The 24,462-nt window shown below is 37.0% G+C and carries 18 protein-coding genes, 4 tRNA genes and 1 pseudogene; 4 read left to right on the top strand and 19 right to left on the bottom strand.

Annotation, left to right across the window (positions count from 1 at the left end; all coding sequences use genetic code 11):
- Nucleotides 1-14 precede the first annotated feature (14 nt).
- The 5 genes from secE to BscR1v2_RS02540 all read right to left on the bottom strand — a co-directional run bounded on the left by secE (nt 15) and on the right by BscR1v2_RS02540 (nt 2,107).
- Nucleotides 15-230, bottom strand: a complete 216-nt coding sequence (gene secE / locus BscR1v2_RS02560; protein WP_078689635.1) for a preprotein translocase subunit SecE — start codon at nt 228-230, stop codon at nt 15-17.
- A gap of 220 nt (nt 231-450) precedes the next feature.
- A tRNA-Trp gene (locus BscR1v2_RS02555) sits at nt 451-526 on the bottom strand.
- Between the two features lie 47 nt (nt 527-573).
- Entirely contained in the window at nt 574-1,749 is a 1,176-nt protein-coding gene (tuf, locus tag BscR1v2_RS02550) for an elongation factor Tu (RefSeq protein ID WP_007477058.1), read from the bottom strand.
- A 174-nt stretch (nt 1,750-1,923) separates the two neighbouring features.
- Nucleotides 1,924-1,997 (bottom strand) — tRNA-Gly (locus tag BscR1v2_RS02545).
- 26 nt (nt 1,998-2,023) lie between these two features.
- Nucleotides 2,024-2,107 (bottom strand) — tRNA-Tyr (locus BscR1v2_RS02540).
- Nucleotides 2,108-2,311: 204 nt separating this feature from the next.
- Here BscR1v2_RS02540 and BscR1v2_RS02535 point away from each other — a divergent pair.
- Entirely contained in the window at nt 2,312-3,142 is an 831-nt protein-coding gene (locus BscR1v2_RS02535) for a TrmH family RNA methyltransferase (RefSeq protein ID WP_078689633.1), read from the top strand.
- On the opposite strand, the gene BscR1v2_RS02530 is transcribed toward BscR1v2_RS02535, so the two are convergent.
- From BscR1v2_RS02530 to BscR1v2_RS02500, 7 genes are all read right to left on the bottom strand, one after another.
- A complete protein-coding gene (locus tag BscR1v2_RS02530) occupies nt 3,132-3,869 on the bottom strand; it encodes a rhomboid family intramembrane serine protease (protein WP_078689632.1) in 738 nt (245 codons plus the stop codon). The two genes, BscR1v2_RS02535 and BscR1v2_RS02530, sit on opposite strands and share 11 nt — an antisense overlap.
- A 121-nt stretch (nt 3,870-3,990) precedes the next feature.
- Complete coding sequence (locus BscR1v2_RS02525; RefSeq protein WP_236829011.1) at nt 3,991-4,458, bottom strand: hypothetical protein; 468 nt, start codon at nt 4,456-4,458, stop codon at nt 3,991-3,993.
- Nucleotides 4,459-4,615: 157 nt separating this feature from the next.
- A complete protein-coding gene (locus tag BscR1v2_RS02520; protein ID WP_078689630.1) occupies nt 4,616-5,041 on the bottom strand; it encodes a DUF2155 domain-containing protein in 426 nt (141 codons plus the stop codon).
- An 83-nt stretch (nt 5,042-5,124) separates the two neighbouring features.
- On the bottom strand, nt 5,125-5,520 hold the full coding sequence (locus BscR1v2_RS02515; RefSeq protein WP_078689628.1) for an NADH:ubiquinone oxidoreductase subunit NDUFA12: 396 nt from the start codon (nt 5,518-5,520) through the stop codon (nt 5,125-5,127).
- A gap of 196 nt (nt 5,521-5,716) precedes the next feature.
- Nucleotides 5,717-7,216, bottom strand: a complete 1,500-nt coding sequence (gene gatB / locus BscR1v2_RS02510; RefSeq protein ID WP_078689627.1) for an Asp-tRNA(Asn)/Glu-tRNA(Gln) amidotransferase subunit GatB — start codon at nt 7,214-7,216, stop codon at nt 5,717-5,719.
- A 122-nt stretch (nt 7,217-7,338) separates the two neighbouring features.
- Nucleotides 7,339-8,766, bottom strand: a complete 1,428-nt coding sequence (gene tig, locus BscR1v2_RS02505) for a trigger factor (protein WP_078689626.1) — start codon at nt 8,764-8,766, stop codon at nt 7,339-7,341.
- Between the two features lie 132 nt (nt 8,767-8,898).
- Nucleotides 8,899-8,981: transfer RNA gene (locus BscR1v2_RS02500), tRNA-Leu, on the bottom strand.
- Between the two features lie 177 nt (nt 8,982-9,158).
- Here BscR1v2_RS02500 and trmFO point away from each other — a divergent pair.
- Nucleotides 9,159-10,559: a methylenetetrahydrofolate--tRNA-(uracil(54)-C(5))-methyltransferase (FADH(2)-oxidizing) TrmFO gene (gene trmFO, locus BscR1v2_RS02495; protein WP_078689625.1), complete on the top strand. Its 1,401-nt coding sequence runs from the start codon at nt 9,159-9,161 to the stop codon at nt 10,557-10,559.
- 475 nt (nt 10,560-11,034) lie between these two features.
- Here the strand turns inward: trmFO and BscR1v2_RS02490 are convergent, their stop codons facing one another.
- The 7 genes and pseudogenes from BscR1v2_RS02490 to BscR1v2_RS02460 all read right to left on the bottom strand — a co-directional run bounded on the left by BscR1v2_RS02490 (nt 11,035) and on the right by BscR1v2_RS02460 (nt 22,204).
- Entirely contained in the window at nt 11,035-11,313 is a 279-nt protein-coding gene (locus tag BscR1v2_RS02490; RefSeq protein ID WP_078689623.1) for an HU family DNA-binding protein, read from the bottom strand.
- 245 nt (nt 11,314-11,558) lie between these two features.
- Nucleotides 11,559-13,981, bottom strand: a pseudogene (lon, locus tag BscR1v2_RS02485) (endopeptidase La).
- 172 nt (nt 13,982-14,153) lie between these two features.
- Complete coding sequence (gene clpX, locus BscR1v2_RS02480; RefSeq protein WP_010703611.1) at nt 14,154-15,428, bottom strand: ATP-dependent Clp protease ATP-binding subunit ClpX; 1,275 nt, start codon at nt 15,426-15,428, stop codon at nt 14,154-14,156.
- Between the two features lie 216 nt (nt 15,429-15,644).
- On the bottom strand, nt 15,645-16,277 hold the full coding sequence (clpP, locus tag BscR1v2_RS02475; protein WP_034990064.1) for an ATP-dependent Clp endopeptidase proteolytic subunit ClpP: 633 nt from the start codon (nt 16,275-16,277) through the stop codon (nt 15,645-15,647).
- A gap of 938 nt (nt 16,278-17,215) precedes the next feature.
- A complete protein-coding gene (gene trkA, locus BscR1v2_RS02470; protein WP_078689622.1) occupies nt 17,216-18,592 on the bottom strand; it encodes a Trk system potassium transporter TrkA in 1,377 nt (458 codons plus the stop codon).
- 3 nt (nt 18,593-18,595) lie between these two features.
- Nucleotides 18,596-19,951 carry a nitrogen assimilation response regulator NtrX gene (gene ntrX / locus BscR1v2_RS02465; protein ID WP_078689621.1) on the bottom strand — a complete coding sequence of 452 codons (1,356 nt, stop codon included), beginning with the start codon at nt 19,949-19,951 and terminating at the stop codon, nt 18,596-18,598.
- 39 nt (nt 19,952-19,990) lie between these two features.
- Complete coding sequence (locus BscR1v2_RS02460; RefSeq protein ID WP_078689620.1) at nt 19,991-22,204, bottom strand: sensor histidine kinase NtrY-like; 2,214 nt, start codon at nt 22,202-22,204, stop codon at nt 19,991-19,993.
- Between the two features lie 169 nt (nt 22,205-22,373).
- Between BscR1v2_RS02460 and rirA the strand changes: the two genes are divergently transcribed.
- Both rirA and BscR1v2_RS02450 read left to right on the top strand, forming a co-directional pair.
- Nucleotides 22,374-22,787 carry an iron-responsive transcriptional regulator RirA gene (rirA, locus tag BscR1v2_RS02455; protein ID WP_078689619.1) on the top strand — a complete coding sequence of 138 codons (414 nt, stop codon included), beginning with the start codon at nt 22,374-22,376 and terminating at the stop codon, nt 22,785-22,787.
- Nucleotides 22,788-22,854: 67 nt separating this feature from the next.
- Nucleotides 22,855-24,048, top strand: coding sequence for a bifunctional 2-C-methyl-D-erythritol 4-phosphate cytidylyltransferase/2-C-methyl-D-erythritol 2,4-cyclodiphosphate synthase (locus BscR1v2_RS02450; protein ID WP_078689618.1), 1,194 nt, complete (start codon nt 22,855-22,857; stop codon nt 24,046-24,048).
- Nucleotides 24,049-24,462: the final 414 nt, after the last annotated feature.

Raw genomic sequence — 24,462 nt, 5'->3', positions numbered from 1 at the left:
CACACTTCCTTGCACTATCGACCAAAAAGGTACTTTAGAAGATCAATACCTTGCCACACACCAAAATTTATAACCTGATCCACAACAAAAAAGAAAATCGAAGCAAACGCCGCCAACACCAATACTATAACAGTAGAGACTACTGTTTCACGCCGCGTAGGCCATTTTACTTTAGCTGTTTCCGCAAAAACCTGCTTAAAAAAAGTAATGGGATTGGTTTTAGACGCCATAAGTTACACTACATTCTTTCTAAACTTACCGTAAATCATACAACAAAACACATACAATAAAAACCTGAAAAGCCATAATCAACTTTACGCAGTCTTTTCTATTTTATTTACTCAATACCGATTCATACACAAAAAAACAAGCCCTGTATAAAAAAAAGCAAGAAGGAAGTTCAAAAAAAAACCTCCTTCACCAACAATGTGATTAAAAACTATAACTACATGGCAGGGGCAGCAGGATTCGAACCCGCGACCTGCGGTTTTGGAGACCGCCGCTCTACCAACTGAGCTATACCCCTAATCTTTGAAGCCCCTTCCTTCAAAGCCTTCACATAATTTATTGATATTATTCAATAATCTTAGAAACGATACCAGCTCCGACAGTACGCCCCCCTTCACGGATAGCGAAACGAAGCTTCTCTTCCATTGCAATCGGAACAATCAAAGAAACATCCATTGCAACATTATCACCCGGCATAACCATTTCCGTACCTTCCGGAAGCGTAACAATTCCTGTCACATCCGTGGTGCGGAAATAAAACTGTGGACGATAATTCGTGAAAAACGGTGTATGACGACCCCCTTCATCTTTCGTCAAAATATAAGCCTCAGCTTTAAACTTGGTATGCGGCGTAACAGAACCAGGCTTCGCCAAAACTTGTCCACGCTCAATACCTTCACGATCAATACCACGAAGCAATGCACCAATATTATCACCTGCCTGACCTTGATCTAAAAGCTTACGGAACATTTCAACACCTGTAACCGTCGTCTTAGAAGTCGGGCGAATACCTATAATCTCGATTTCTTCACCAACTTTAATAATTCCACGCTCAACACGACCCGTTACAACCGTTCCACGTCCAGAAATCGAAAAAACATCTTCTATAGGCATCAAAAATGGTTGATCAACCGGACGCTCAGGCGTTGGGATATAATTATCAACCTCATTCATCAAACGACGAACTGCATCTTCACCTATACTTTTATCTGAATCCTCAAGAGCTGCTAACGCAGAACCCTTAATTATCGGTATATCATCACCAGGGAAGTCATATTTCGAAAGAAGCTCACGAACTTCAAGCTCAACAAGCTCTAAAAGCTCAGCATCATCAACCTGATCAACCTTATTTAAAAAAACTACAATCGCAGGAACACCAACCTGACGTGCTAACAAAATATGCTCACGTGTCTGAGGCATCGGGCCATCAGCTGCTGAAACAACCAAAATCGCCCCATCCATTTGTGCAGCACCTGTGATCATGTTCTTCACATAATCCGCATGGCCTGGACAATCAACATGCGCATAGTGACGTTGCTCTGTCTCATATTCAACATGCGCTGTTGAAATGGTAATTCCACGAGCACGCTCCTCAGGCGCCGCATCAATTTGGTCATACGCTTTAAATTCACCAAAATATTTCGTAATCGCAGCTGTTAATGACGTCTTACCATGGTCAACGTGACCTATCGTTCCTATATTAACATGCGGCTTCGTACGTTCAAATTTGCTCTTTGCCATCGCAGTCGTTCTCTTGTCTTTTCCGTACCTGAAAAACAGGCCTTTAGAAGTGAATCCCATCGACCTGATATATCAAGCCGATTACTACAACTTTAAGACGAAAATATTCGCCTCATTTATTATGATGAAAGCATACTCCCATCATAGTTATTCGCCTAACCACTAACAACTATTTGGAGCGGGTAGCGGGAATCGAACCCGCATATTCAGCTTGGAAGGCTGCTGCTCTACCATTGAGCTATACCCGCCCATACACCGACTTTACTAAAATGAATGGTGGAGGGGGTTGGATTCGAACCAACGTAGCATACGCAACGGATTTACAGTCCGCCCCCTTTAACCACTCGGGCACCCCTCCATTCCATCATCGGTAAAGTTGCGCGATAAGGCATTATAGCAACCAATTTTCTCTTATTCAATTCAAACTGGCCGCGGGGCGGTTATGACGATTACTAGCGTATCTGTCAACAGAATAAATACGGTTCTGTACAAATTTCCTACTAATTTTTTAAACTTTATGTTTTTTCTACTACATTTACTTTGAACACGCTATAAGAAAAATATGAAAGAAAAAATATCTAAAAATTCTTATTTTCCTCATCCTCGTCGCCAATATCGCGATATAAAAAGCGCCACTCGTGTGTCTTCAACACACCTAAAGCACCGATCTGCTCCATTAATACAAGGTACAGTTTACCTTTATGGTATCCATTCAGTTAAAGAAGCACTTAAAAATCCCAAGAGAGTTTTCAATCATCTCTATGCTACACCCAATGCCTTAAAACGATTAAATATAACCGAATCAGACGTGCCTTGTCCTTTAAAACTATACCCACCTAAAAAACTTGATACGCTTGTTGGAAAAGACGCAGTTCATCAAGGTGTTGTCTTAGAAACTGAAGTTCTAAAACCACGACATTTATCTGAACTTACAAATACTAACCTTATCATTGTAATGGATCAAATTACCGATCCACATAATGTTGGCGCTATTATGCGTTCTGCAGTTGCATTTAAAGCTGGAGCAATTATCACCACTTATCGTCATTCACCACAAGAAAGCGGTGTGCTTGCCAAAGCAGCTTCTGGAGCTTTAGAGCTTATCGATTACATTACCGTACGAAACCTTGCTGAAGCACTTAAAGAGATTCATCAAGCAGGTTTTAATAGCCTTGGGCTTGATTCAGAAGGTGAATTGCCTTTAGAGACAGCATTAACAGGTAAAAAAATTGCTCTTATCCTAGGAGCAGAAGGCAAAGGTTTGCGCAAGAAAACACGCGAGACTGTTCACTCATTAGCACGCCTTAATATACCTGGAGATATTAAATCATTAAATGTATCGAATGCAGCAGCAATAGCACTTTATGCGGCTCATAATTATCTTAAACATTAATTTTTGATTTTTTCCATGGACTATCAAAAAAACTAATCAATATAAAACCTGAAATAAGTCCACCAACATGAGCTTCCCATGCTATTAAAATATCACTGTCTCCAAATAGATATGGAAATATACCTGTGAGACAGTTAATTATAAGCCACATACCAATATAAACAAGAACAGTCTTTGAACGAAGTGCTTTCTTGATAGGCCAAACAGGACCTAAAAATCTCTCATTGTGTATATTGGAATTAAAGACAATAAAAAAACCATAACGCGCAATAGCGCCCATCATTCCAGAAATTGCGCCAGAAGCCCCAACAAGTGGTACCATACTATCTTGATGAAAAATAAAATAGGTCAACGCAGAAATACCTGCTGTTAACATCCAAAAAAGCAAAAAACGTAAATTACCGAAATGCTTTGCTAAAGGAGACCCAAAAACTAAAAGCCAAACCATGTTCATAGCAATATGCCCAAAACTGCCATGCATGAATGAGTAACTAACAATGGTGTAGCAAAACATTAAAGGCTCAGCTTGAAAAAACACAGGTATAAACGAAAAAAGAATAAGACTTCTCATATATAGCTGATCAGAAAGGAAATATTGAGGAATAATATAACCGAAAAAACAAAACGCTATCAAAACAATTATAATAAATGGAACATTGAATAATGGTTCTTTAAGTTGTTTTGATAATAACGGAGAGTTATTATGTTGAGGAACAAAATCCCACATTTTTTAAAATCCCCATCTTATTTATAAATCAATAGTACTTTGCAAAACCCAAATATATCAACTATTATAAATGAAAAACTAAGCTTTGTATTCTTCTAGTGTGCATTCTAAATGCCAAATATTATCTACGTGATAATGTTTGCATCTGTGGTAATGTTTGCATCTTATACAAAACACGCTGAAAAGCACGAGCATTAAGAAAACCATCTATAGAATTGCTACGCCCTATTAATTTAAATGTGAAGCCTGTATGTGCATATGTACGGAATTCATCTTCAGGAATAAATAAACGCCCCTTTTCAGATACCGTACAACCAACGACGCATACTAGTGACGATTTTCCACCTGAAACATACCTATAATTGCGATTTTGTGACCATGCTAAATTTAAATCAAGATTATCTAAAGCAATCGAAGTTGTTACGATATCAACAACATAACCTTGATTGCTTATCCATTTAGCTCGCATTTCAAGTAGAATTAAAGGGTTATCGGTATAATAAAAAACTTCAGAACTGATCTCTGTAACTCGCGTATAATCATTATGCTTGGTAGTTGGCTGACTTGAAAACTGACACCCCGCTAACACAATTATAAATACGAAAGTAAATAATCTGCTTGTTAAACGCAAAGGTGAGAACATAAGAGAACCTGTAATTTCACAATCTGATTATTACAGTTTAGAAAACTATTCTTGCGCCAAGCTTATATAAAAATACCCACAAAAAACAAAGAAATTATTTAAATTATTGAACTGAAGGAATATCAGAATTCTGTTTGCAATCTTTTAACCATATATCGTAGATAGGGTGCTCTACAGCATTCAAACCAGGACTATCTGCAAACATCCATCCTGTAAAAATACGTCGCATTTCTTTATTTAATGTTATTTCATCTACTTCAACAAAACCGTTAGTGCGAGTTGGTTCACCTTCAGAACTTGTATAGCACACCCGCGGTGTTACTCGTAAAGCACCATATTGATAAACTTCACCAATAGAAACTTCAAAACGAATGGTCCGGCCAGTAATCTTATCAAGACCTGCAAAAACAACAACTGCATTGCTAACACGTTCAGCTTGCACACCATTAACGGAGGACAAAATTACTATAATTCCTATTAAATAAGCACAAAAAAGACGTCTTACTTCTAACTGTAGGAAAAACTTCATAAAACTAAATCAACTGCATTAACAAAACTACCTATAAGATAGTGCAACATTTAAAAAACAACACATCATACAAAAAAAATACTTTATTTTTTAGGTGACCATGCATGATAATCCTTACGAACAATATGTTCATCATTATAGCCAATAGAACCTTTTGGCCGATAAGCTTTGCTTGTCCCTGTCATGTTTGAAATATGGGGCTTTTCCCATTCATGCGATTGATAATTTTCTTCCGTAGGTGGTGTATTACAACGATGATGAATCCAACCATGCCAACCTGGAGGAATGCTAGAGGCTTCAGAATAATCTTTATAAATCACCCAACGGCGTGGATAACCATCCTTATGATAACCACCTTCATAATAAACATTTCCTAACTGATCTTCCCCTACACGCTTACCTTTGAGCCACGTAAAAAAACGTGTGTTGATAGTATTACCATTCCACCATGTAAAGGTTTGTTTTAAAAAACCAGCCATTTCCGATTCCACTTCTTTAGCACACCTATAACCTTACCCCTTAGAATAAATTGTTACGATGCCTGAAATTACAAAAAAATAAAAAAACTATCATAAAACTTAATCGTACCCCCTTTTGAAAAACGAATTCTTATTTCATATACTTCATATCACAAATAAATATCATATCGATAAACTTTCCTCCACCCTATAATATCTAATCTATTTTTAGTTTCGTTTTAACCAATTCATTGACAGCCTGAGGATTTGCTTTGCCTCCTGTTGCCTTCATAACTTGTCCAACAAACCAACCAATTAAAGCGGGCTTTTCCCTTGCTTGAGCAACCTTATCAGAGTTATTGGCAATAATTTCATCAACAACGCCCTTAATAACTTCTGTATCCGTCACTTGTTTCATGCCACGCTCTTCTACAACTTGACGTGGATCTCCACCTTCATTCCAGATAATCTCAAATAAATCTTTAGCAATTTTTCCAGAAATAACCCCCTCTTTAATAAGATCAATAATCGCCCCTAATTGATCTGGAGTAACTGGCGTATCTTCAATTTCACGATTATCTTTGTTCAAAGCACCTAAAAGGTCATTAATCACCCAATTGGCAACTATTTTTCCATCACGTCCACGCGCTACTTCTTCAAAATAATCAGCAATTGCTTTTTCTGTTACAAGAATGGATGCATCATATGCAGTCAACCCCATCTCATTGATAAAGCGTAGTTTTATATCATCAGGAAATTCCGGTAATTCTGCAGCTAAAGCATCGACAAATGCTTGATCAAACTCCAATGGCAAAAGATCTGGATCAGGAAAATAACGATAATCATGCGCCTCTTCCTTTAAACGCATAGATCGCGTTTCACCTTTAGCGGCATCAAAAAGTCGAGTTTCCTGATCTATTACACCACCATCTTCTAAAATCGCAATCTGACGACGTGCTTCATATTCAATCGCCTGACCAATAAAGCGAATGGAATTAACATTCTTAATTTCACAACGAGTTCCAAAAACCTCACCAGGACGGCGAACTGATACATTCACATCCGCACGCATGGAGCCTTCATCCATATTACCATCACAAGTACCCAAATAACGAACAATAGTGCGTAATTTCGTCATATAAGCTTTGGCTTCATCTGATGAACGCATATCCGGTTTGGAAACAATTTCCATAAGAGCTACACCAGAGCGATTAAGATCCACAAAAGACATTGTTGGGTGCTGATCATGCATGGATTTGCCTGCATCCTGTTCAAGATGCAATCTCTCAATTCCAATTTCAATATCTTCAAATTGACCATTCGAATCTGGCCCAACAGAGACAACGACTTTCCCCTCCCCTACAATCGGATACTGAAATTGCGAAATTTGATACCCTTGTGGCAAGTCTGGATAAAAATAGTTTTTACGATCAAAAACAGATCTTAAATTAATTTTAGCCTTTAACCCTAAACCAGTCCGAATAGCTTGGCGAACACATTCTTGATTAATAACAGGCAACATACCAGGCATAGCTGCATCAATAAACGATACATGATTGTTTGGCTCAGCACCAAATTTAGTTGATGCACCCGAAAAAAGTTTTGAATCTGATGTAATCTGCGCATGGACCTCCATGCCAATGATAACTTCCCAATCGCCTGTAGCTCCGGAAATAAAACACCTAGGATCAGGGGTACGAGTATCAACGATTTCCATTGCCAATCCACTATCAATATTAAAAATACACTCAAGCCGGTTTAAAACTACTACAAGTGCAAACTTTAAGAATATAAGTCTAATAAAACCCTGGTTTTATTAGACTATTTTATTATATGCAATTAATCCTTTTTAGGTGCTTTCTTTTTAGCTGAAACTTTTTTTACACCTTTTTCTTTCACTGCGGATTTTTTCTTAGTTACACTCTTCTTAGTTAAATCTAATTCGTCATCCTCTTTCATTAACTCTTCAACAGTCACTTTTTTATCTGTGACTTTTATCTGTGCCAACAAATAATCAATGACTTTTTCTTCAAAAATCGGTGCACGTAGACTCGCTATAGCTCCCGGTGTATTCCGGAAAAAATTCATAATTTCTTTCTCTTGCCCAGGATACTGACGAACCTGATCAAAGATTGCTGCTTGTAACTCATCTTCGCTTACCTTAACATCGGCTCGCACCCCAATTTCAGAAAGTACTAGACCAAGACGAACACGACGCTGAGCAAGCATCTGATATTCTTGCCGTGCTTGTTCTTCTGTAGTGCCCTCATCTTCAAAACTGCTACCAGCTTTTTGTAAATCGTTATTAACCTGACCCCATATGTTATTAAATTCAACATCCAAAAGGCATTCAGGAATCTCGAAATTATAGTCAGCATCTAATGCATCAAGAATTTGACGCTTAACTTTTTGACGTGTCATTGAACCATATTTACTTTCAACTTGCCCACGCACAATTTCACGTAAACGATCAAGAGACTCTACACCAAGCTTTTGAGCTGATTCATCATTAATCTCTAATTCATCTGGTTTGAACACAGCTTTAACAGTGACATCAAACACAGCATCTCTACCAGCTAAGTGTGCAGCACTATAATCATCAGGAAATTTAACAGAAATTGTTGTTGTATCGCCTGCCTTTACACCAACCAATTGCTCCTCAAAACCAGGAATAAATTGTTTCGAACCAAGAATCAATTGTGCATCATTACCTGCTCCATTATCAAATGGAACATCATCAAATTTACCAATATAGTCGATTGTAACGCGATCACCTTCTACAGCAGGAGCATTTTTTTCAGAATAATTACGAGTAGAAGAAAGAATATTCTTTACCTGTTCATCAATCTCCTTTTCAGGAATATCAGCAAGCTCACGGGTAACTTTTATGTTCTTAAAGTCTTTAATGTCAAACTTTGGTAAAACTTCATACTTCAAATTAAAAACAAAATCAGCCTTGCCATCCAAAACTTCTTTATCTTCTTTTATATCAATGTGCGGCTGTGTTGCAGAACGTTCATTGCGGTCAGCCAAAATGGAGCTTGGAGCATTCTTAATAATCTCATTAAGAACATCAGCCATAAAAGATTTACCATACATTTTCCGCAAATGACTAGCGGGCACTTTACCGGGACGAAAACCATTAAGCTTAATCTTATCTTTGGTTTCATCCAACCGTTCATTCAATTTTATTTCCAAATCTTTTGCTGGAACCACGATTTTAATTTCGCGCTTCAGTCCTTCATTAAGCGTTTCGGTAACTTGCATCGAACAACTTTCATATTTCTGAGGAATGGATAAATCCACTCCGGTAACAATTACACCCCAACACTGTAGTGTTAGATCTACATGAAGCGGATTTTCACATACGCAAAAACCCATGGTATGTAAGGATTATTTTGGTGCGGATGGAGGGACTCGAACCCCCACGGTCTCCCGCCAGAACCTAAATCTGGTGCGTCTACCAATTTCGCCACATCCGCTTAAACCCGTTAACCAATAACCTCATATAAGCGGCGTTTCTATACCACTCAATCCCAACCAATTAAAGCAAAAAAGAAAGTAAATACATTTAAAAACTCAAATATATATACTTCTTATAAATTACAGAAGTAAAATCTATGCTTTTCAGATAGCACTACTTCCATTAAAAGGAGATTATGTCAAATAAATTTAACATTCCAATTCATATCATCGGTGGTGGTCTTGCTGGCAGTGAGGCAAGTTGGCAAATTGCCCAATCAGGAATCCCTGTCATTTTACACGAAATGCGACCAAAAAGAAAATCCGATGCTCATAAAACAGACAAACTTGCAGAACTTGTCTGTTCAAATTCATTTCGTTCAGATGATTCATCCACAAATGCCGTTGGTCTTTTACACGCTGAAATGCGATTAGCCAAATCCCTAATTATGAAGGCTGCAGATGCTAATAAAGTACCCGCAGGAAGTGCTCTTGCTGTTGACCGTGATGGATTTTCCCAAACTGTTACAGAAGCACTTGAAAATCATCCCCTTATAACTATAGAACGTGAAGAAATTCATAACCTTCCTGAAAACTGGCATAATATTATTATTGCAACAGGTCCGCTTACTTCACCAGCACTTGCACAAACAATACAAGAAATAACAGGAACAGAAGCACTTTCCTTTTTTGATGCTATTGCACCTATCATTTATACTGATAGCATTAATATGGACATCTGTTGGTATCAATCTCGCTATGACAAAATCGGCCCTGAAAAAACTGAAAAAGATTACCTTAACTGCCCCCTTAATAGAGAACAATATGAAACATTTGTTCAAGCACTGAAAAGTGCAGAAAAAATAGAATTTCGTCAATTTGAAAAGACACCCTATTTTGATGGATGCCTACCAATTGAAGTGATGGCTGAACGTGGCTTTGAAACCCTCAGATATGGGCCAATGAAACCTATAGGACTAACGAACGCTCATAACCCTACAGTTAAACCCTATGCCGTTGTTCAATTACGTCAAGACAACACACTTGGCACTCTTTACAATATGGTTGGCTTTCAAACGAAGCTAAAATATGGTGAACAAATTCGTATTTTTAGAACAATACCTGGACTTGAAAAAGCAGAATTCGCACGCCTTGGTGGTCTTCACCGCAATACTTATCTCAATTCACCAATCATTCTTGATAAAAGCCTTCGCTTAAAACAAAAGCCCCAATTACGTTTTGCTGGACAAATCACAGGTTGCGAAGGTTATGTAGAATCATCTGCAATTGGGCTTTTAGCTGGGCGTTTTGCTGTTGCTGAATATAATCATACTTGTCCTTCTTTACCGCCAAAAACTACAGCATTTGGAGCTCTTTTAAACCATATTACTGGTGGACACATTGCAACTCAAGAAACAGGCAAACAATCTTTCCAACCAATGAATATCAATTTCGGTCTTTTTCCACCTGTTGACTGCGTTCATCACTCAGAAAAACGTTTATCTAGCAAAGAAAAAAAACTAGCGAAAAAACAAGCTATAATTACACGAGCCTTAAATGATTGTATTCAGTGGTTAACACATGAAGAATCAAAATAATCTCTAAACTAATCATTATCTTTTTAATCTTAGTAAAGCACTGATTGCTTCTGTCTTTAGCCCATTAAACAAACTTTTATTAACCTTAAAAGTGGGGCATTCTGTACATTGTAGTGCTTAAATAGAGTTAAAATCTATTCTAGATCTGCTTATAATTTAATATTTCAGTACTTCAACAGATCTAGCTTGTATGAATAAACTCGTGATAATTATTAGCCTAACTTGAATTATCAACTCTTATTCACGACAGATATCTAACTTGTAATCGAGCACTTTATTTAAAATGTGGGGTAAATACATTTTGAATATATAGCTATTATCCCATCTCAGCTATTTAAGAGAACCTTTTTTAATAAATAGCCCTATCGTATAATAATATAAATTGCCCTTGCTTGTGCAAAGTCGCGTAAAAGTATTTTAAAAAAACTAAAAAAACCCGATTATACATAAATCGGGTTTTTTTCATGTAGCTCAATTATTTTTTATTAACGGCCTCTTTAAGGCTTTTACCTGCAGAAAATTTAGGTACAGAGCGCGCTGGAATATGAATTTCAACACCTGTTGAAGGGTTGCGCCCTTTTGTAGCAGCACGTTTAGAAACTTCAAAAGAACCAAAACCTGGAAGACGAACATCACCTCCTGAAGCCAAAGCTTCTGTTACAGAAGCGATAAAAGCATCGAGAATTGAACCAGCCTGTGCTTTTGAAACACCTGCTTTTTCAGCAATAGAATTAACCAATTCACTTTTATTCATTGAGTATTTCCTTTCCCTATATTAGTCGGACAATATAATTCATCCGATCGTCAATAAGTTTATTGAAAAGCGCAGCAAACAGAAGTTTTATTTTCTTTGAAAATATTGTTTTTTAGCATTAATCACAGTTATTCACGGAATTTTTCATTTTTTTCTAAAATAAATTAAAGTAGTAACCCCAAAAATGGACTTCATCGTCTTTAAAATTTGGAAATTATAGAACAAAATAAGAATCAATATAAGAATCAGTGCGCTACCGGTACCCCTTCATTATCGCTTTCCGTTCTGATAGACGTAGACACTGTAGAAGGCTCTGTCCATTCAATTGCTTCAGGAAAACGAACTAAAGCGTGTTTAAGAACTTCACTCACATGATTTACTGGAATAATCTCCATATTATTTTTGACGTCATCAGGAATATCAATCAAATCTTTTGCATTTTCCTCAGGAATAAGTACCTTTTTAATACCTCCCCGAAGAGCCGCAAGCAATTTCTCTTTCAATCCACCAATTGGCAAAACGCGCCCACGTAAGGTAATCTCACCAGTCATAGCAATGTCCTTATGAACAGGAATCTCTGTCAATACTGAAACAATTGCCGTTACCATTGCAATTCCAGCTGATGGACCATCTTTTGGCGTAGCACCTTCTGGAACATGAACGTGGATATCACGCTTATCAAAAAGAGGCGGCTCGATACCAAAATCAACAGCACGGAAACGCACATAAGATGCTGCCGCAGAAATTGATTCTTTCATGATATCTCGCAAATTCCCGGTAACAGTCATTTTGCCTTTACCTGGCATCATAACACCTTCAATAGTCAACAGTTCTCCACCAACTTCGGTCCATGCAAGCCCAGTAACAACACCAATTTGATTTTCACCCTCAATCTGACCAAAGCGATAACGCTTCGTTCCCAAAAAATCATTAATATTATCTTCTGTAATTTCTATAGACTTTTGATTTGTTTTAAGAATTTTTGTAACCGATTTACGCGCCATCTTCATTAATTCACGCTCAAGATTACGAACACCGGCTTCACGTGTGTAAAACTGGATAACCGATTTTATAGCACCATCAGAAACACTAAACTCTTTTTTGGATAAAGAATGATCTTTCAATGCTTTTGGCAAAAGGTGCCGCTTAACAATCTCTACCTTTTCACACTCAGTATAACCAGCAATACGAATAATCTCCATCCGATCCATTAGCGGCCCTGGAATATTAAGCGTATTTGCAGTTGCAATAAACATCACATCAGAAAGATCATATTCCACTTCTAAATAATGATCAATAAATGTGCTATTTTGTTCAGGATCAAGCACCTCCAACAAAGCTGAAGCAGGATCTCCACGGAAATCTTGGCCCATCTTATCAATTTCATCAAGTAAAAAAAGAGGATTAGTCTTTTTAGACTTCTTCATAGACTGAATAATTTTTCCAGGCATAGAACCAATATAAGTTCGGCGATGCCCACGAATTTCTGCCTCGTCGCGAACACCCCCCAATGAGATGCGGACATATTCACGGCCTGTTGCCTTTGCAATAGAACGTGCAAGTGATGTCTTTCCAACACCTGGAGGACCTAAAAGACAAATAATAGGACCTTTTATTTTTGATGATCGACTTTGTACCGCTAAATATTCAACGATTCGTTCTTTAATTTTTTCAAGACCAAAATGCTCATTGTCCATGACTTTTTCAGCAAAGTTCAAATCATTCTTAATCTTTGACTTTTTACCCCAAGGTATAGTTAAAAGCCAATCAAGATAGTTACGTACAACTGTTGCTTCCGCAGACATGGGAGACATATTACGTAATTTTCTAAGCTCTGCCCCAGCCTTTACACGCGCCTCTTTTGAAAGCTTTGTTTTTTTGATACGATCCTCTAATTCAGACAACTCATCACGGCTATCATCACCCGCTCCTAGCTCTTTCTGAATAGCTTTCATTTGTTCATTGAGATAATATTCTCGTTGAGTTTTTTCCATCTGCCGCTTGACATGTGAACGAATACGTTTCTCAACTTGTAAAACAGAAATTTCCCCTTCCATGAAGAAAAGTATGCGTTCAAGACGATCACGAACAGATAATAATGCCAAAATTTCTTGTTTTTCTGAAAGTTTAATCACCAAATGTGAAGCAATAGTATCAGCAAGCTTAGAAGGATCATCAATCTGGCCGATAGCACTTACAACTTCAGGAGAAATTTTCTTATTAAGTTTTACATAATTTTCAAAATAAACAATCACTGACCGAGAAAGAGCTTCAATCTCAACTTCATTCTCTTCAGACTCTTCTATAACAGTTGCATAAGCTTGATGATAACTTTCATTTTCAGTAAATTGGTTAATTTTTGCACGCGCAGTCCCCTCAACCAAAACTTTTACAGTGCCATCAGGAAGTTTTAAAAGTTGAAGAACATTGGCAAAAGTACCAATATCATAAATATCTTCCGATTTTGGATCATCGTCAGAAGCATTTTTTTGTGTGGCTAATAATATCTGCTTATCTACTATCATCGTCTCTTCAAGAGCGTGAATTGATTTCTCTCGACCAACAAAAAGCGGAACAATCATATGTGGAAAAACAACAATATCACGAAGCGGCAAAACAGCGTAAAGCTCTTCTGTTACCTTTTTGTCTTTTCATCAATATGTTGCATATTTTTCCTTTCTGGAGCCTATAATTCACCCCCACATAAGCTTATCTCTAGAAAATAGCAGCTTCTCTATAATAAATGAAGTAGTAATTACGAATAAATAAATCAAGCATTACGCTATAATACTTCAGAAGATCCACTAAAATAGTACTCATTAACGATATTTACTATAACGTCATGCTGATACGTTTTCTTTATCTTCTGTACACTCCGAATAAATGTAAAGAGGGCGAGCTTTTCCTTCAACTACATCACTTGAGATCACCACCTTTTGGACCCCTTCAAGAGTTGGCAATTCAAACATAGTATCAAGAAGAATTTTTTCCATAATGGAACGTAAACCGCGTGCTCCAGTTTTACGCTCAATCGCTTTATTGGCGATAACGCGCAAAGCATCTTCATGAAATGTTAATTCAACATTTTCCATCTCAAAAAGACGTTTATACTGCTTAACCAATGCATTTTTTGGCTGCGATAAAATTTGAACAAGCGCATTAATATCTAAATCTTCTAAAGTAGCTATAATAGGAAGACGGCCAATAAACTCTGGTATTAAACCAAACTTTACAAGATCTTCAGGCTCTAAATCATGAAAAATTTCACCAACCCGACGCTCATCGGGAGCCTTCACAGTAGCAGAAAAACCTATTGAAGTTTTTTCACCACGCCCTGAAATAATTCGCTCTAAACCAGCAAAAGCACCTCCACAAATAAATAAAATATTTGTTGTATCAACCTGAAGAAACTCTTGTTGTGGATGTTTACGCCCACCTTGGGGAGGAACAGAAGCTACTGTCCCCTCCATAATTTTCAACAATGCTTGCTGAACCCCCTCACCTGAAACATCTCTTGTAATAGAAGGATTGTCAGCTTTACGAGAAATTTTATCAACTTCATCAATATAAACAATGCCACGTTGTGCACGCTCAACATTATAATCTGCAGATTGTAGAAGTTTTAAAATAATATTCTCAACATCCTCACCCACATAACCTGCTTCAGTCAAAGTGGTTGCATCTGCCATAGTAAAGGGCACATCAATAATGCGTGCCAATGTTTGTGCAAGATAGGTTTTACCGCATCCCGTTGGGCCAACAAGAAGAATATTCGATTTAGATAATTCAATATCACCATTCTTAGACTGATGCGCAAGACGTTTATAATGATTATGAACAGCAACAGAAAGGACACGTTTTGCATACCGCTGACCAATAACATAGTCATCAAGAACTGTTAAAATTTCTTGTGGAGTAGGAACACCATCACGTGCTTTGACCCCTGAAGATTTACTTTCTTCACGGATAATATCTGTACAAAGTTCTACACATTCATCACAAATGAATACAGTAGGCCCTGCAATGAGCTTACGCACTTCGTGCTGACTTTTGCCGCAGAATGAGCAATAGAGAGTATTTTTTGATTCGCCCCCACTATTGCTAACTTTGCTCATCTCATTTTCCTTTCACCTCAATATCTGAACTTCATCTTCTTAAAGAGGTTTTTTATAACAACAATCCCAAATATATCAAAACTACGATTATCACAATATTCTTGGGTGTTTTCTTATTATTTTATGACAAATTTTATAAAACTTATATTTTAAAATAGCTATTTTAAAGGCAATTTTTATGTACTTAACAATTAGCTACTTTTTCTATAAAAATTCTTAATCTGTTTCTTCTTTTTCAGTTACCGTGCGATATTGTATAACATCATCAATTAAACCAAAATTTTTAGATTCTTCTGCTGTCATAAAATGATCGCGATCAAGAGTTTTTTCAATAATTTCATAATCCTGACCTGTATGTTGAACATAAATTTCATTTAAACGTTGTTTCATCTTTATAATATCTTGCGCATGCCGTTCAATATCAGAGACCTGCCCCTGAAAACCACCAGACGGTTGATGTACCATGATACGTGCATTTGGCAACGAGAAACGGTGACCTTTTGCTCCAGCTGTTAAAAGCAATGACCCCATAGATGCTGCTTGCCCCATGCATAAAGTAGAAACAGGAGGACGAATAAACTGCATAGTGTCATAAATGGCCATTCCAGATGTTACCACACCACCTGGTGAATTAATATAAAGGCTGATTTCCTTTTTAGGATTTTCCGCTTCTAAAAAAAGCAATTGAGCGCACACAAGCATTGCCATACCATCTTCAACAGGGCCATTAATGAAAATGATTCGTTCTTTCAGAAGACGGGAAAAAATATCATAAGCACGTTCACCACGATTAGTCTGTTCGACAACCATAGGAACCAAATTCAGTGCTGTTTTTATTGGATCGCTCATATTTTTACTTCCATTAATAAAAATTGCTATTGACGCATATAATTGTATTAGTCATAGGCTAGCAATACTCCCTGACGCAAGCCACAATCAACCATGATAAATAGAATTAAAATTCCAATAGTTAAAATAGTTATAAAAACTCTACTCAAACAAATTCTGAGCATCAAATATGCGCAATTTTGCTTAATGCCAAAAACTTTCTTCTTAAATAAGATACTTCTAACATTTTGTATAATGAAACTCTATACAAAATAGCTTACTCATTATTTTAAAATTAAAAGCTAAATTAAAAATCCTCCCAGTTTTGCCACCTTGTTTAGTAATAAAATTTTCTTGTTTATGAAAAAAACACATTATTTAGTTAATTACACAATATCATCATTACTAGATATTGTTATTCCAAACCTTCTTAGTAGAATTAGGAATTTTTCTTTTTATTAATTATGGCTTTCAGATGCAGTGCTTAAAACTCCAATTAATATCAGAAATAATTTTTGAGCTTGCAAAATAACCTTCAAACATTTTTACCATTGGGATTACCGGATAAACAATAAAATGCTAAAATTCTCACTCTTTTAGCATTATTTTTGCTAACCACATTTGAATTGCTATTAGATGAAACCATTTTCAAGATAAATACTTAGATCTAACCAAACACTTTATTAAGTTGGACATTAATATAACACAAAAAAAATCTGAAAATTGAGTAATTTATATAATTGTGCTCATAACTTATGAAAATTGAAGCTAAAATAATAGTGTATTAAATACAATAGAATTGACTCGGCCTTATATGATTAACACCAACAGGTAAAAGTGCATTTTTTCATCATTAAAACTTAAGATACTAACCGGTTTCAATTTTTGATTGCCTAACAAAAACCAGTTAATAGGTTTTATTATGCATCACACTAAAAAATACAAATATCCTAGGTAATTTAAAAATATTCTAAGCTTACACGAAATAATTGTTCAACATCACGAACACTATCAGCAAGAGCAAACATTACTACTCGATCACCCGGTAAAATACGTGTATCAGCTAAAAGCTGTATAATTGTATTATTGCGATAAATTGCACCAATCCTTAAACCATCTGATAACTTGAGCTCTGATAATGACTTACCAATCAGTGAGGAAGTCTGCATTGCTTCAGCTTCAATAATTTCTGCAGCACCATTAAAAACTGAATGAACAGCACGAATGCGTCCCCGACGCATTTGTTGTAAAATTTTTGATACAGTAACACTACGAGGATTTAAGTGCGCATCTACACCAACTGTACGGCTAAATTCCTGATAAGTAACATTATTAATCAAAACCATGTTGGCTTTGCACCCTAATCTTTTAGCTATAATAGCGCTTAAAAGATTAACCTGATCTTGATTGGTTAATGTAATCATCAAGTCAGCTTGGTCAATTCCAGCTTCTTGAAGAATTACCGGATCTAACACATTGCCATATAAAACAGTTGTTTTTTCGAGTTGATCGGCAATTGTTAGTGCTCTTTCCTTATCTGCCTCTATAATTTTCAATTTTAACTTATGCAGACGCTTTTCAATAGCCTGAGCAACGTATAAACCAATGTGACCACCCCCTGCAATAATTATGCGATGTGCCTCCTGTTCTTTATGACCAAAAAGTCCAACTGCACGACGTACCTGATCGCGAGCCGCAATAAGATAAGTAACATCACCAACGCGCAATTGCGTATCTGAATGCGCTACCAGTAATTCTGAACCACGTTTAATAGCAGTAACTGTTGTTCGAAGATCGGGAAAAAGCTCCGTTAACTGGCGTAAAGGTGTATTAATGACTGGGCAATCCTCCATACACTCCAAAGCAAATGCAACGATATCATCATTACAAAAATAGAGAACATCTATCGCCCCAGGCAAGGCAATCCGCCGTAGAACCATTTCCCCAACTTCAACTTCCGGCGAAATAACTACATCAATAGGAATATTTTCCCTTGCAAACAAAGTTTTATAACGTGGATCTAAATACGATTGTGAACGAATACGAGCTATTTTAGTTGGAATATTAAATAATGAATGTGCTACCTGACAAGCCACCATATTGACTTCATCAAATAAAGTTACTGCGATCAGCATATCAGCTTCATCAGCACCTGCAGCCAAAAGAACTTCAGGGTGTGAACCATGACCAACAAAACTTCTAACATCTAATGCATCGCGAATTTTTTCAACCAATCTCGCTTCAACATCTATAACAGTTATATCATGATTCTCAGCAGCAAGACGCTCTGCTATCCCATAACCGACCTGCCCTGCCCCACAAATAATAACACGCATAATTTATGAAACTCCAAGAGCTTTAAGTTTACGATGTAAAGCTGAGCGTTCCATACCTATGAATTCAGCAGTACGAGATATATTCCCACCCAAACGTCCGATCTGTGCCACTAAATACCTCTTTTCAAATAATTCACGCGCCTCACGCAATGGTAAATCCATTATATTCTCATCTGTATCTATTTTAACACGTGGAAAAGAATCACTCACTTCAACAGGAAGTAACTCTGTTGTTATTGGTTCATCATCACGCACAAGAATGAGGAGACGCTCAATATTATTACGTAATTGACGCACATTACCTGGCCACGTATGTGCTTGCAAAACAGCTATAACATCATCACTGATTTCACGTGGTTTAATACCAAGTTGATGTGATATGACTTTAACAAAATGTCGAACAAGCTCGGGAATATCTTCACGACGTGCAGAAAGCGGTGGAACAGTAATGGGAACAACTGCAAGACGATGAAAGAGATCTTCTCTAAATCGCCCATCAGAAATTAAATTTTCAATATTTTGTGCTGTTGAAGAAATTACACGAACATCCACTTTGACACGCTTTGTACCACCAACTCTCTCAAATGTTTGTGTCGTTAATACCTGAAGAATCTTACCCTGAGTTTCACGCGGCATATCAGAAATTTCATCAATATATAATATCCCACCGTGAGCCTCTTCCAATGCACCGATCTTGCGTTCACTGCCCTCTATTTCATTGCCAAATAATTCTATTTCCATTCTTTCGGGAACAATCGTTGCAGCATTTATCGTAACAAATGGTCCATTAGAACGTGCTGAAAGTGCGTGAATAGTACGCGCCACCATTTCTTTCCCTGCACCTGAAGGACCAGTAATCATAATACGACTATTAGTCGGCGCCACTTTTTCTATAACTTGGCGCAAATGTTTCATAACAGTCGATGTTCCAAGCAACTCTTGTATCTCACTTGAGCGTTGTCGTAATTCTAAAAGCTCACGTTTTAATTTTGAGTTTTCAAGAGTTCGTTCAGCAACCAAGATAAGGCGATCAGTTTTAAAAGGCTTTTCAATAAAATCATACGCACCTCGCTTTATAGCAGAAACAGCTGTTTCAATATTGCCATGACCAGAAATCATCACTACTGGAAGAGAGGGGTGTCGGGCTTTGATTTCATCAAGCAATGCCAAACCATCAAGACGACTTCCTTGCAACCAAATATCTAAAAAAATCAGCTTTGGAACACGCTCATTAATTTGTGCCAATGCCTCATCAGCATGACACGCAACACGTGTTTCATAACCTTCATCATTCAAAATACCAGCAATAAGCTCACGAATATCTGCTTCATCATCAACAATTAAGATATCTGCTACCATCTCATTCCCTTATCTTATGATTTGTGCCACACTTCTTGCTCAAACCGCCGGAAATACCATACGAATCATCGCACCACGACCTTCATAAAAACTATCTAGTGCATCATGCAATTCCATGTAGCCACCATGATCTTCAATAATTTTGCGGACAATAGCTAAACCAAGCCCTGTCCCTTTTTCCCGCGTTGTTATATAAGGCTCTAATAATTTTTGTCTTTGTTCTTTAGGAAGCCCTTTACCATTATCAATAACATCCACAACCAAGTGTTCTCTTTGACGATAAGAACGTATCAAAATATGGCCATGAACACCTTTTTCTCGCGCAACTGCATCAATCGCTTCACTCGCATTTTTAATAACATTACTGAATGCCTGAACAATAAGACGATTATCAAACTCACCTATAAGCGGTACATCTCCCAAATCTCGTTCAAAATGGATATCATGTCGTGCAACTTCTATCAAAAAACACGCCTCATGCAGTAATCCACGTACATCAGAAAAACTCATGTGTGGTTTGGGCATACGTGCAAAAGAAGAAAATTCATCAACCATACGCCCAATATCCCCAACTTGTCGAATAATTGTATTAACACATTGATTAAAAACCTCCTGATCTTGCGTAATAACTTTGCCATAGCGTCTACGAATACGCTCAGCCGATAACTGAATAGGTGTAAGTGGGTTTTTGATTTCATGCGCAATACGGCGTGCAATATCTGCCCATGCTGATGAACGTTGTGCTTCTACAAGGTCTGTAATATCATCAATTGTTAGAACCCAAGATTGCCCTTGCCCATCATCTTCCTCCATCGTAATTTGTACATTACAGACGCGCTCTTTCTCTGCAACATTTAAAGTCACCTGCTCACGATGGTTTTTGCGCCCTGACGAACGAACAAACTCAAAAACCTTCCCGATTTCAGCACTTAATGATAAAAGGCTGTGTCCTATAACTTGTTCAGAATTAATACCAAACATTGCCTCAACAGATCTATTAATAATTGTAATATTCCCATTATCATCAATTCCAGCCACACCTGCTGTTACACCCGATAAAACAGCTTCAGAAAAACGCCGCCTTTCGTCGATTTGATCGCGAACTGCTATCAACTCATTGCGCCGACTCTTAAGTTCGCTGACCATGTAATTAAAAGTTTTTGATAATTGGGCAATATCTCCATCCTTCGCACGTACCGGCACAAAAACTTCCATATTTCCAGAGGCCACATCATCAGCCGCACCTATAAGAAGCCGAATAGGACGTACCAAACGATCAGCAACAGCGATACCAGCCCAAATAGCTGATAGAAATAAACTTAAAAAAAGACATAAATAAAGCATACCAAAAGCAATTTGCGTTGGCAGGCGATTTTCATTCAAACCACGATAACGATCTGTATTGATTTCCGTTAAACGCAAAGCAGATAATACATCTTTATCAACATCACGCACCAAATATAAAAATGTATTTGAGATATTCGTAAATTTCAAAACAATACCAAAATAATCATGAACTCCCGGCTGAAAAGAAAAAGGTCTTTCACTGGTTGCTTGAGCAATAAGATGGGATGGTGGAATGGGCAATTTATCTTCATCACCAAGATCGCTTGAAGCAAAAATAGCCCCTGTCGAGCTTAACAAAAACGCACCACGAAGATTACGACCTGCAGCATGACGTGTTAATTGTAACCGATATTCAACTGGATTGTGTGCTAGGAGCTTTTTATTATCAAGCGCAAATGCCATAGCATAAGATAAATTTTTCAAATTTTGGAGCATTTCATCCGCATAAGCATTAGCTAAATCGATAGAAGAACCCACAATTTGCCGAGTTGTTGTATCAAACCACCGATCAAGCCCCAAATTAAGAGCAGGCCCTGAAACAAGAGCAACAGCAACAGCCGGCAATGTTGCTACAAGTGCAAACAATGAAATAAGACGCACATGAAGACGTGAAGCAGCACGCCTTGACCGCCACGCACGCATAATAGGAATTATTTCATATAGAACAATAACTCCCAGCCCCACAATCCAAATACTATTAATTCCTATAAGGACTAATGTTACAGCTCTATTAGGTACAATAGAGGTTAACCCGACAAGAATAACAAATGAAACAGAAGCTGTTAGCAAAGCTAATACAATAATTGTGATACCCCAAAATGTATACACATTACTTAAACGACGCGACTCATCGCTATAAGTATTTTGGTTTATATCCTGGATATTTGTCACAGATGTTGTATTCATGGTGATCTTACGTTACTTATCTCCTTGTTCTCACACAACCCTTTGTGATAAAAATTGGCAATGCTATGTTTAAAATATAACTAATTCAGAAAATTAAGAAAGAATTTCTACATTTTTGAAACAGTTTTAAAATAAAGTATGTCTGATTAATACTTTTCAAGGAGATGTCATGCGATTAACAAAAAAAACAAATTATGCTCTCCGAATACTCATGTACTGCGCATCTAATCAAGATAGTTTAAGTTCTATCCCTGAAATTGCTAAAACATATGCCATTTCTGAGCTTTTTTTATTTAAAATCCTTCAACCATTAGTGGAAGCAGGTTTTTTACAAACAGTACGTGGACGCAATGGTGGCATCAAATTGGCTAAACCAGCAACAGAGATCTCGGTGGCTGATGTCGTAAAAATAATAGAAGACAATTTCTCTATGGCAGAATGTTTTGATAAAACAGAAGTTAATTGCCCACTGGTTAATTCCTGTAACTTAAATATCGTACTCAAAAATGCATTAAATGCTTTTTTCGATGTGTTATCAACAACATCCATTTCTGATTTACAACAACCATTATTACAACGTTAATAAAGAATTGATTATAGAAAAAATAATAAAACAATTAGCCTAAACCAAACTTTAAAAGGAATTAAGTATTTCTATTGCAGCTATAATATTAGCCGCCGGACGTGGCGAAAGAGCAGGATCTTTACAAAATAGTCCAAAACAATACCGACTTTTAGGGCAAAAGCCGGTTATTTATCATACTGTGCGTTGTTTTTTGCAACATTCAGCTATCACAACCATTATTTTGGTTATCCACCCAGATGACCACCAAATATGTGAAAATGCTATAGCTGATTTTAAGAAAGATCTCATCATTGTAGAAGGGGGCACTACACGTCAACTCTCCGCTTTATACGGGCTTCATGCACTCAAAGATATTAAACCAGACTATGTTCATATTCATGATGGTGCACGCCCTTTTGTCGAAAGCAAGCTTCTTGAGCAAATTCATAATACTGTCAACCATCAAGAAGGTGTTCTGCCTGTTCTTCCTATTTCTGATACTCTTAAACGTGTAAATAATGCACATTATGTTGTAGAAACAGTTCCGCGTACCAATTTCTATAGTGCACAAACTCCGCAGTGCTTTCCATTTGAACTTATTTTAGCAGCTCATGAAAAAGCAATACAATCTTGCAAACAAAATTTCACCGATGATTCAGCAATTGCCGAATGGTTTGGTATTCCTATGCGAATCATTCCTGGAAATTCTAATAATATAAAAATTACATGGCCGGAAGATCTTGAAACCGCACATTCATATCTCCAGAAAAGAGCACCTATGTTCCCCGATATTCGTACTGGAAATGGTTATGATGTCCATTCTTTTATAGATGGTGATTATGTCACATTATGTGGCGTAAAAATCCCTTTTACAAAGAAATTAAATGGGTATTCAGACTCTGATGTTGCTCTTCATGCACTAACAGATGCTCTTTTAGCTACTCAAGGTGCCGGAGATATAGGCACTCATTTTCCTCCCTCTGATCCCCAATGGAAAAATGCATCATCAGAAATCTTCCTACGCCACGCTGTTAATATTATTAAGAAAGCAGGCGGTCGTATTGCTAATGTTGATATCACACTCATTGCAGAAAAACCTAAAATCAGTCCTTATCGTCATAGGATGGTAACACACCTTATGAATATACTCACAATTTCAGCTGATCGTATTTCTATTAAAGCAACAACTAACGAAAAACTAGGGTTCATAGGCCGTGAAGAAGGCATTGCCTCTCTTGCAACAGCTACTGTCATTTACCCAGGAGAAATTTTAAAATAATATGTATTTGTGAAATGCAGTCTCATGTAGTTCTAACGACTTGTCTTTCAAAAGGTCTATTACTCACAACCGTAGCATTTTTATAAAGAAATCACCGTTACAAACCCTACCGATATTATAAATATCATTGGATAGATCCGATTAGCAAATTCATTGTTTATTCAAAGAAATTAAAATAAATCTGGTAGCTATATGCACTGAATTTATAAACGCACTATGTCTTTTACAAAAATTTGTTCTTACAATAATTGAAAATAAAAAATACTTAAAAGACTATAATTTCGATTTTTGTTATAAACATGAAAAATTTTGAAAATAGCACCTCAATAAATCTATAAGATTTGTGCATTTTCATAATATCTCCCTGCATTCAATTTTTAGTTTTTGGTCTTGTTATAATGCAGCCTGCAAAAT

Source organism: Bartonella schoenbuchensis R1 (assembly GCF_002022685.1).
Classification (GTDB): Bacteria; Pseudomonadota; Alphaproteobacteria; order Rhizobiales; family Rhizobiaceae; genus Bartonella; species Bartonella schoenbuchensis.
The sequence above is the reverse complement of the archived record's forward strand: the minus strand, read 5'-3'. Positions and strand labels throughout refer to the sequence as shown.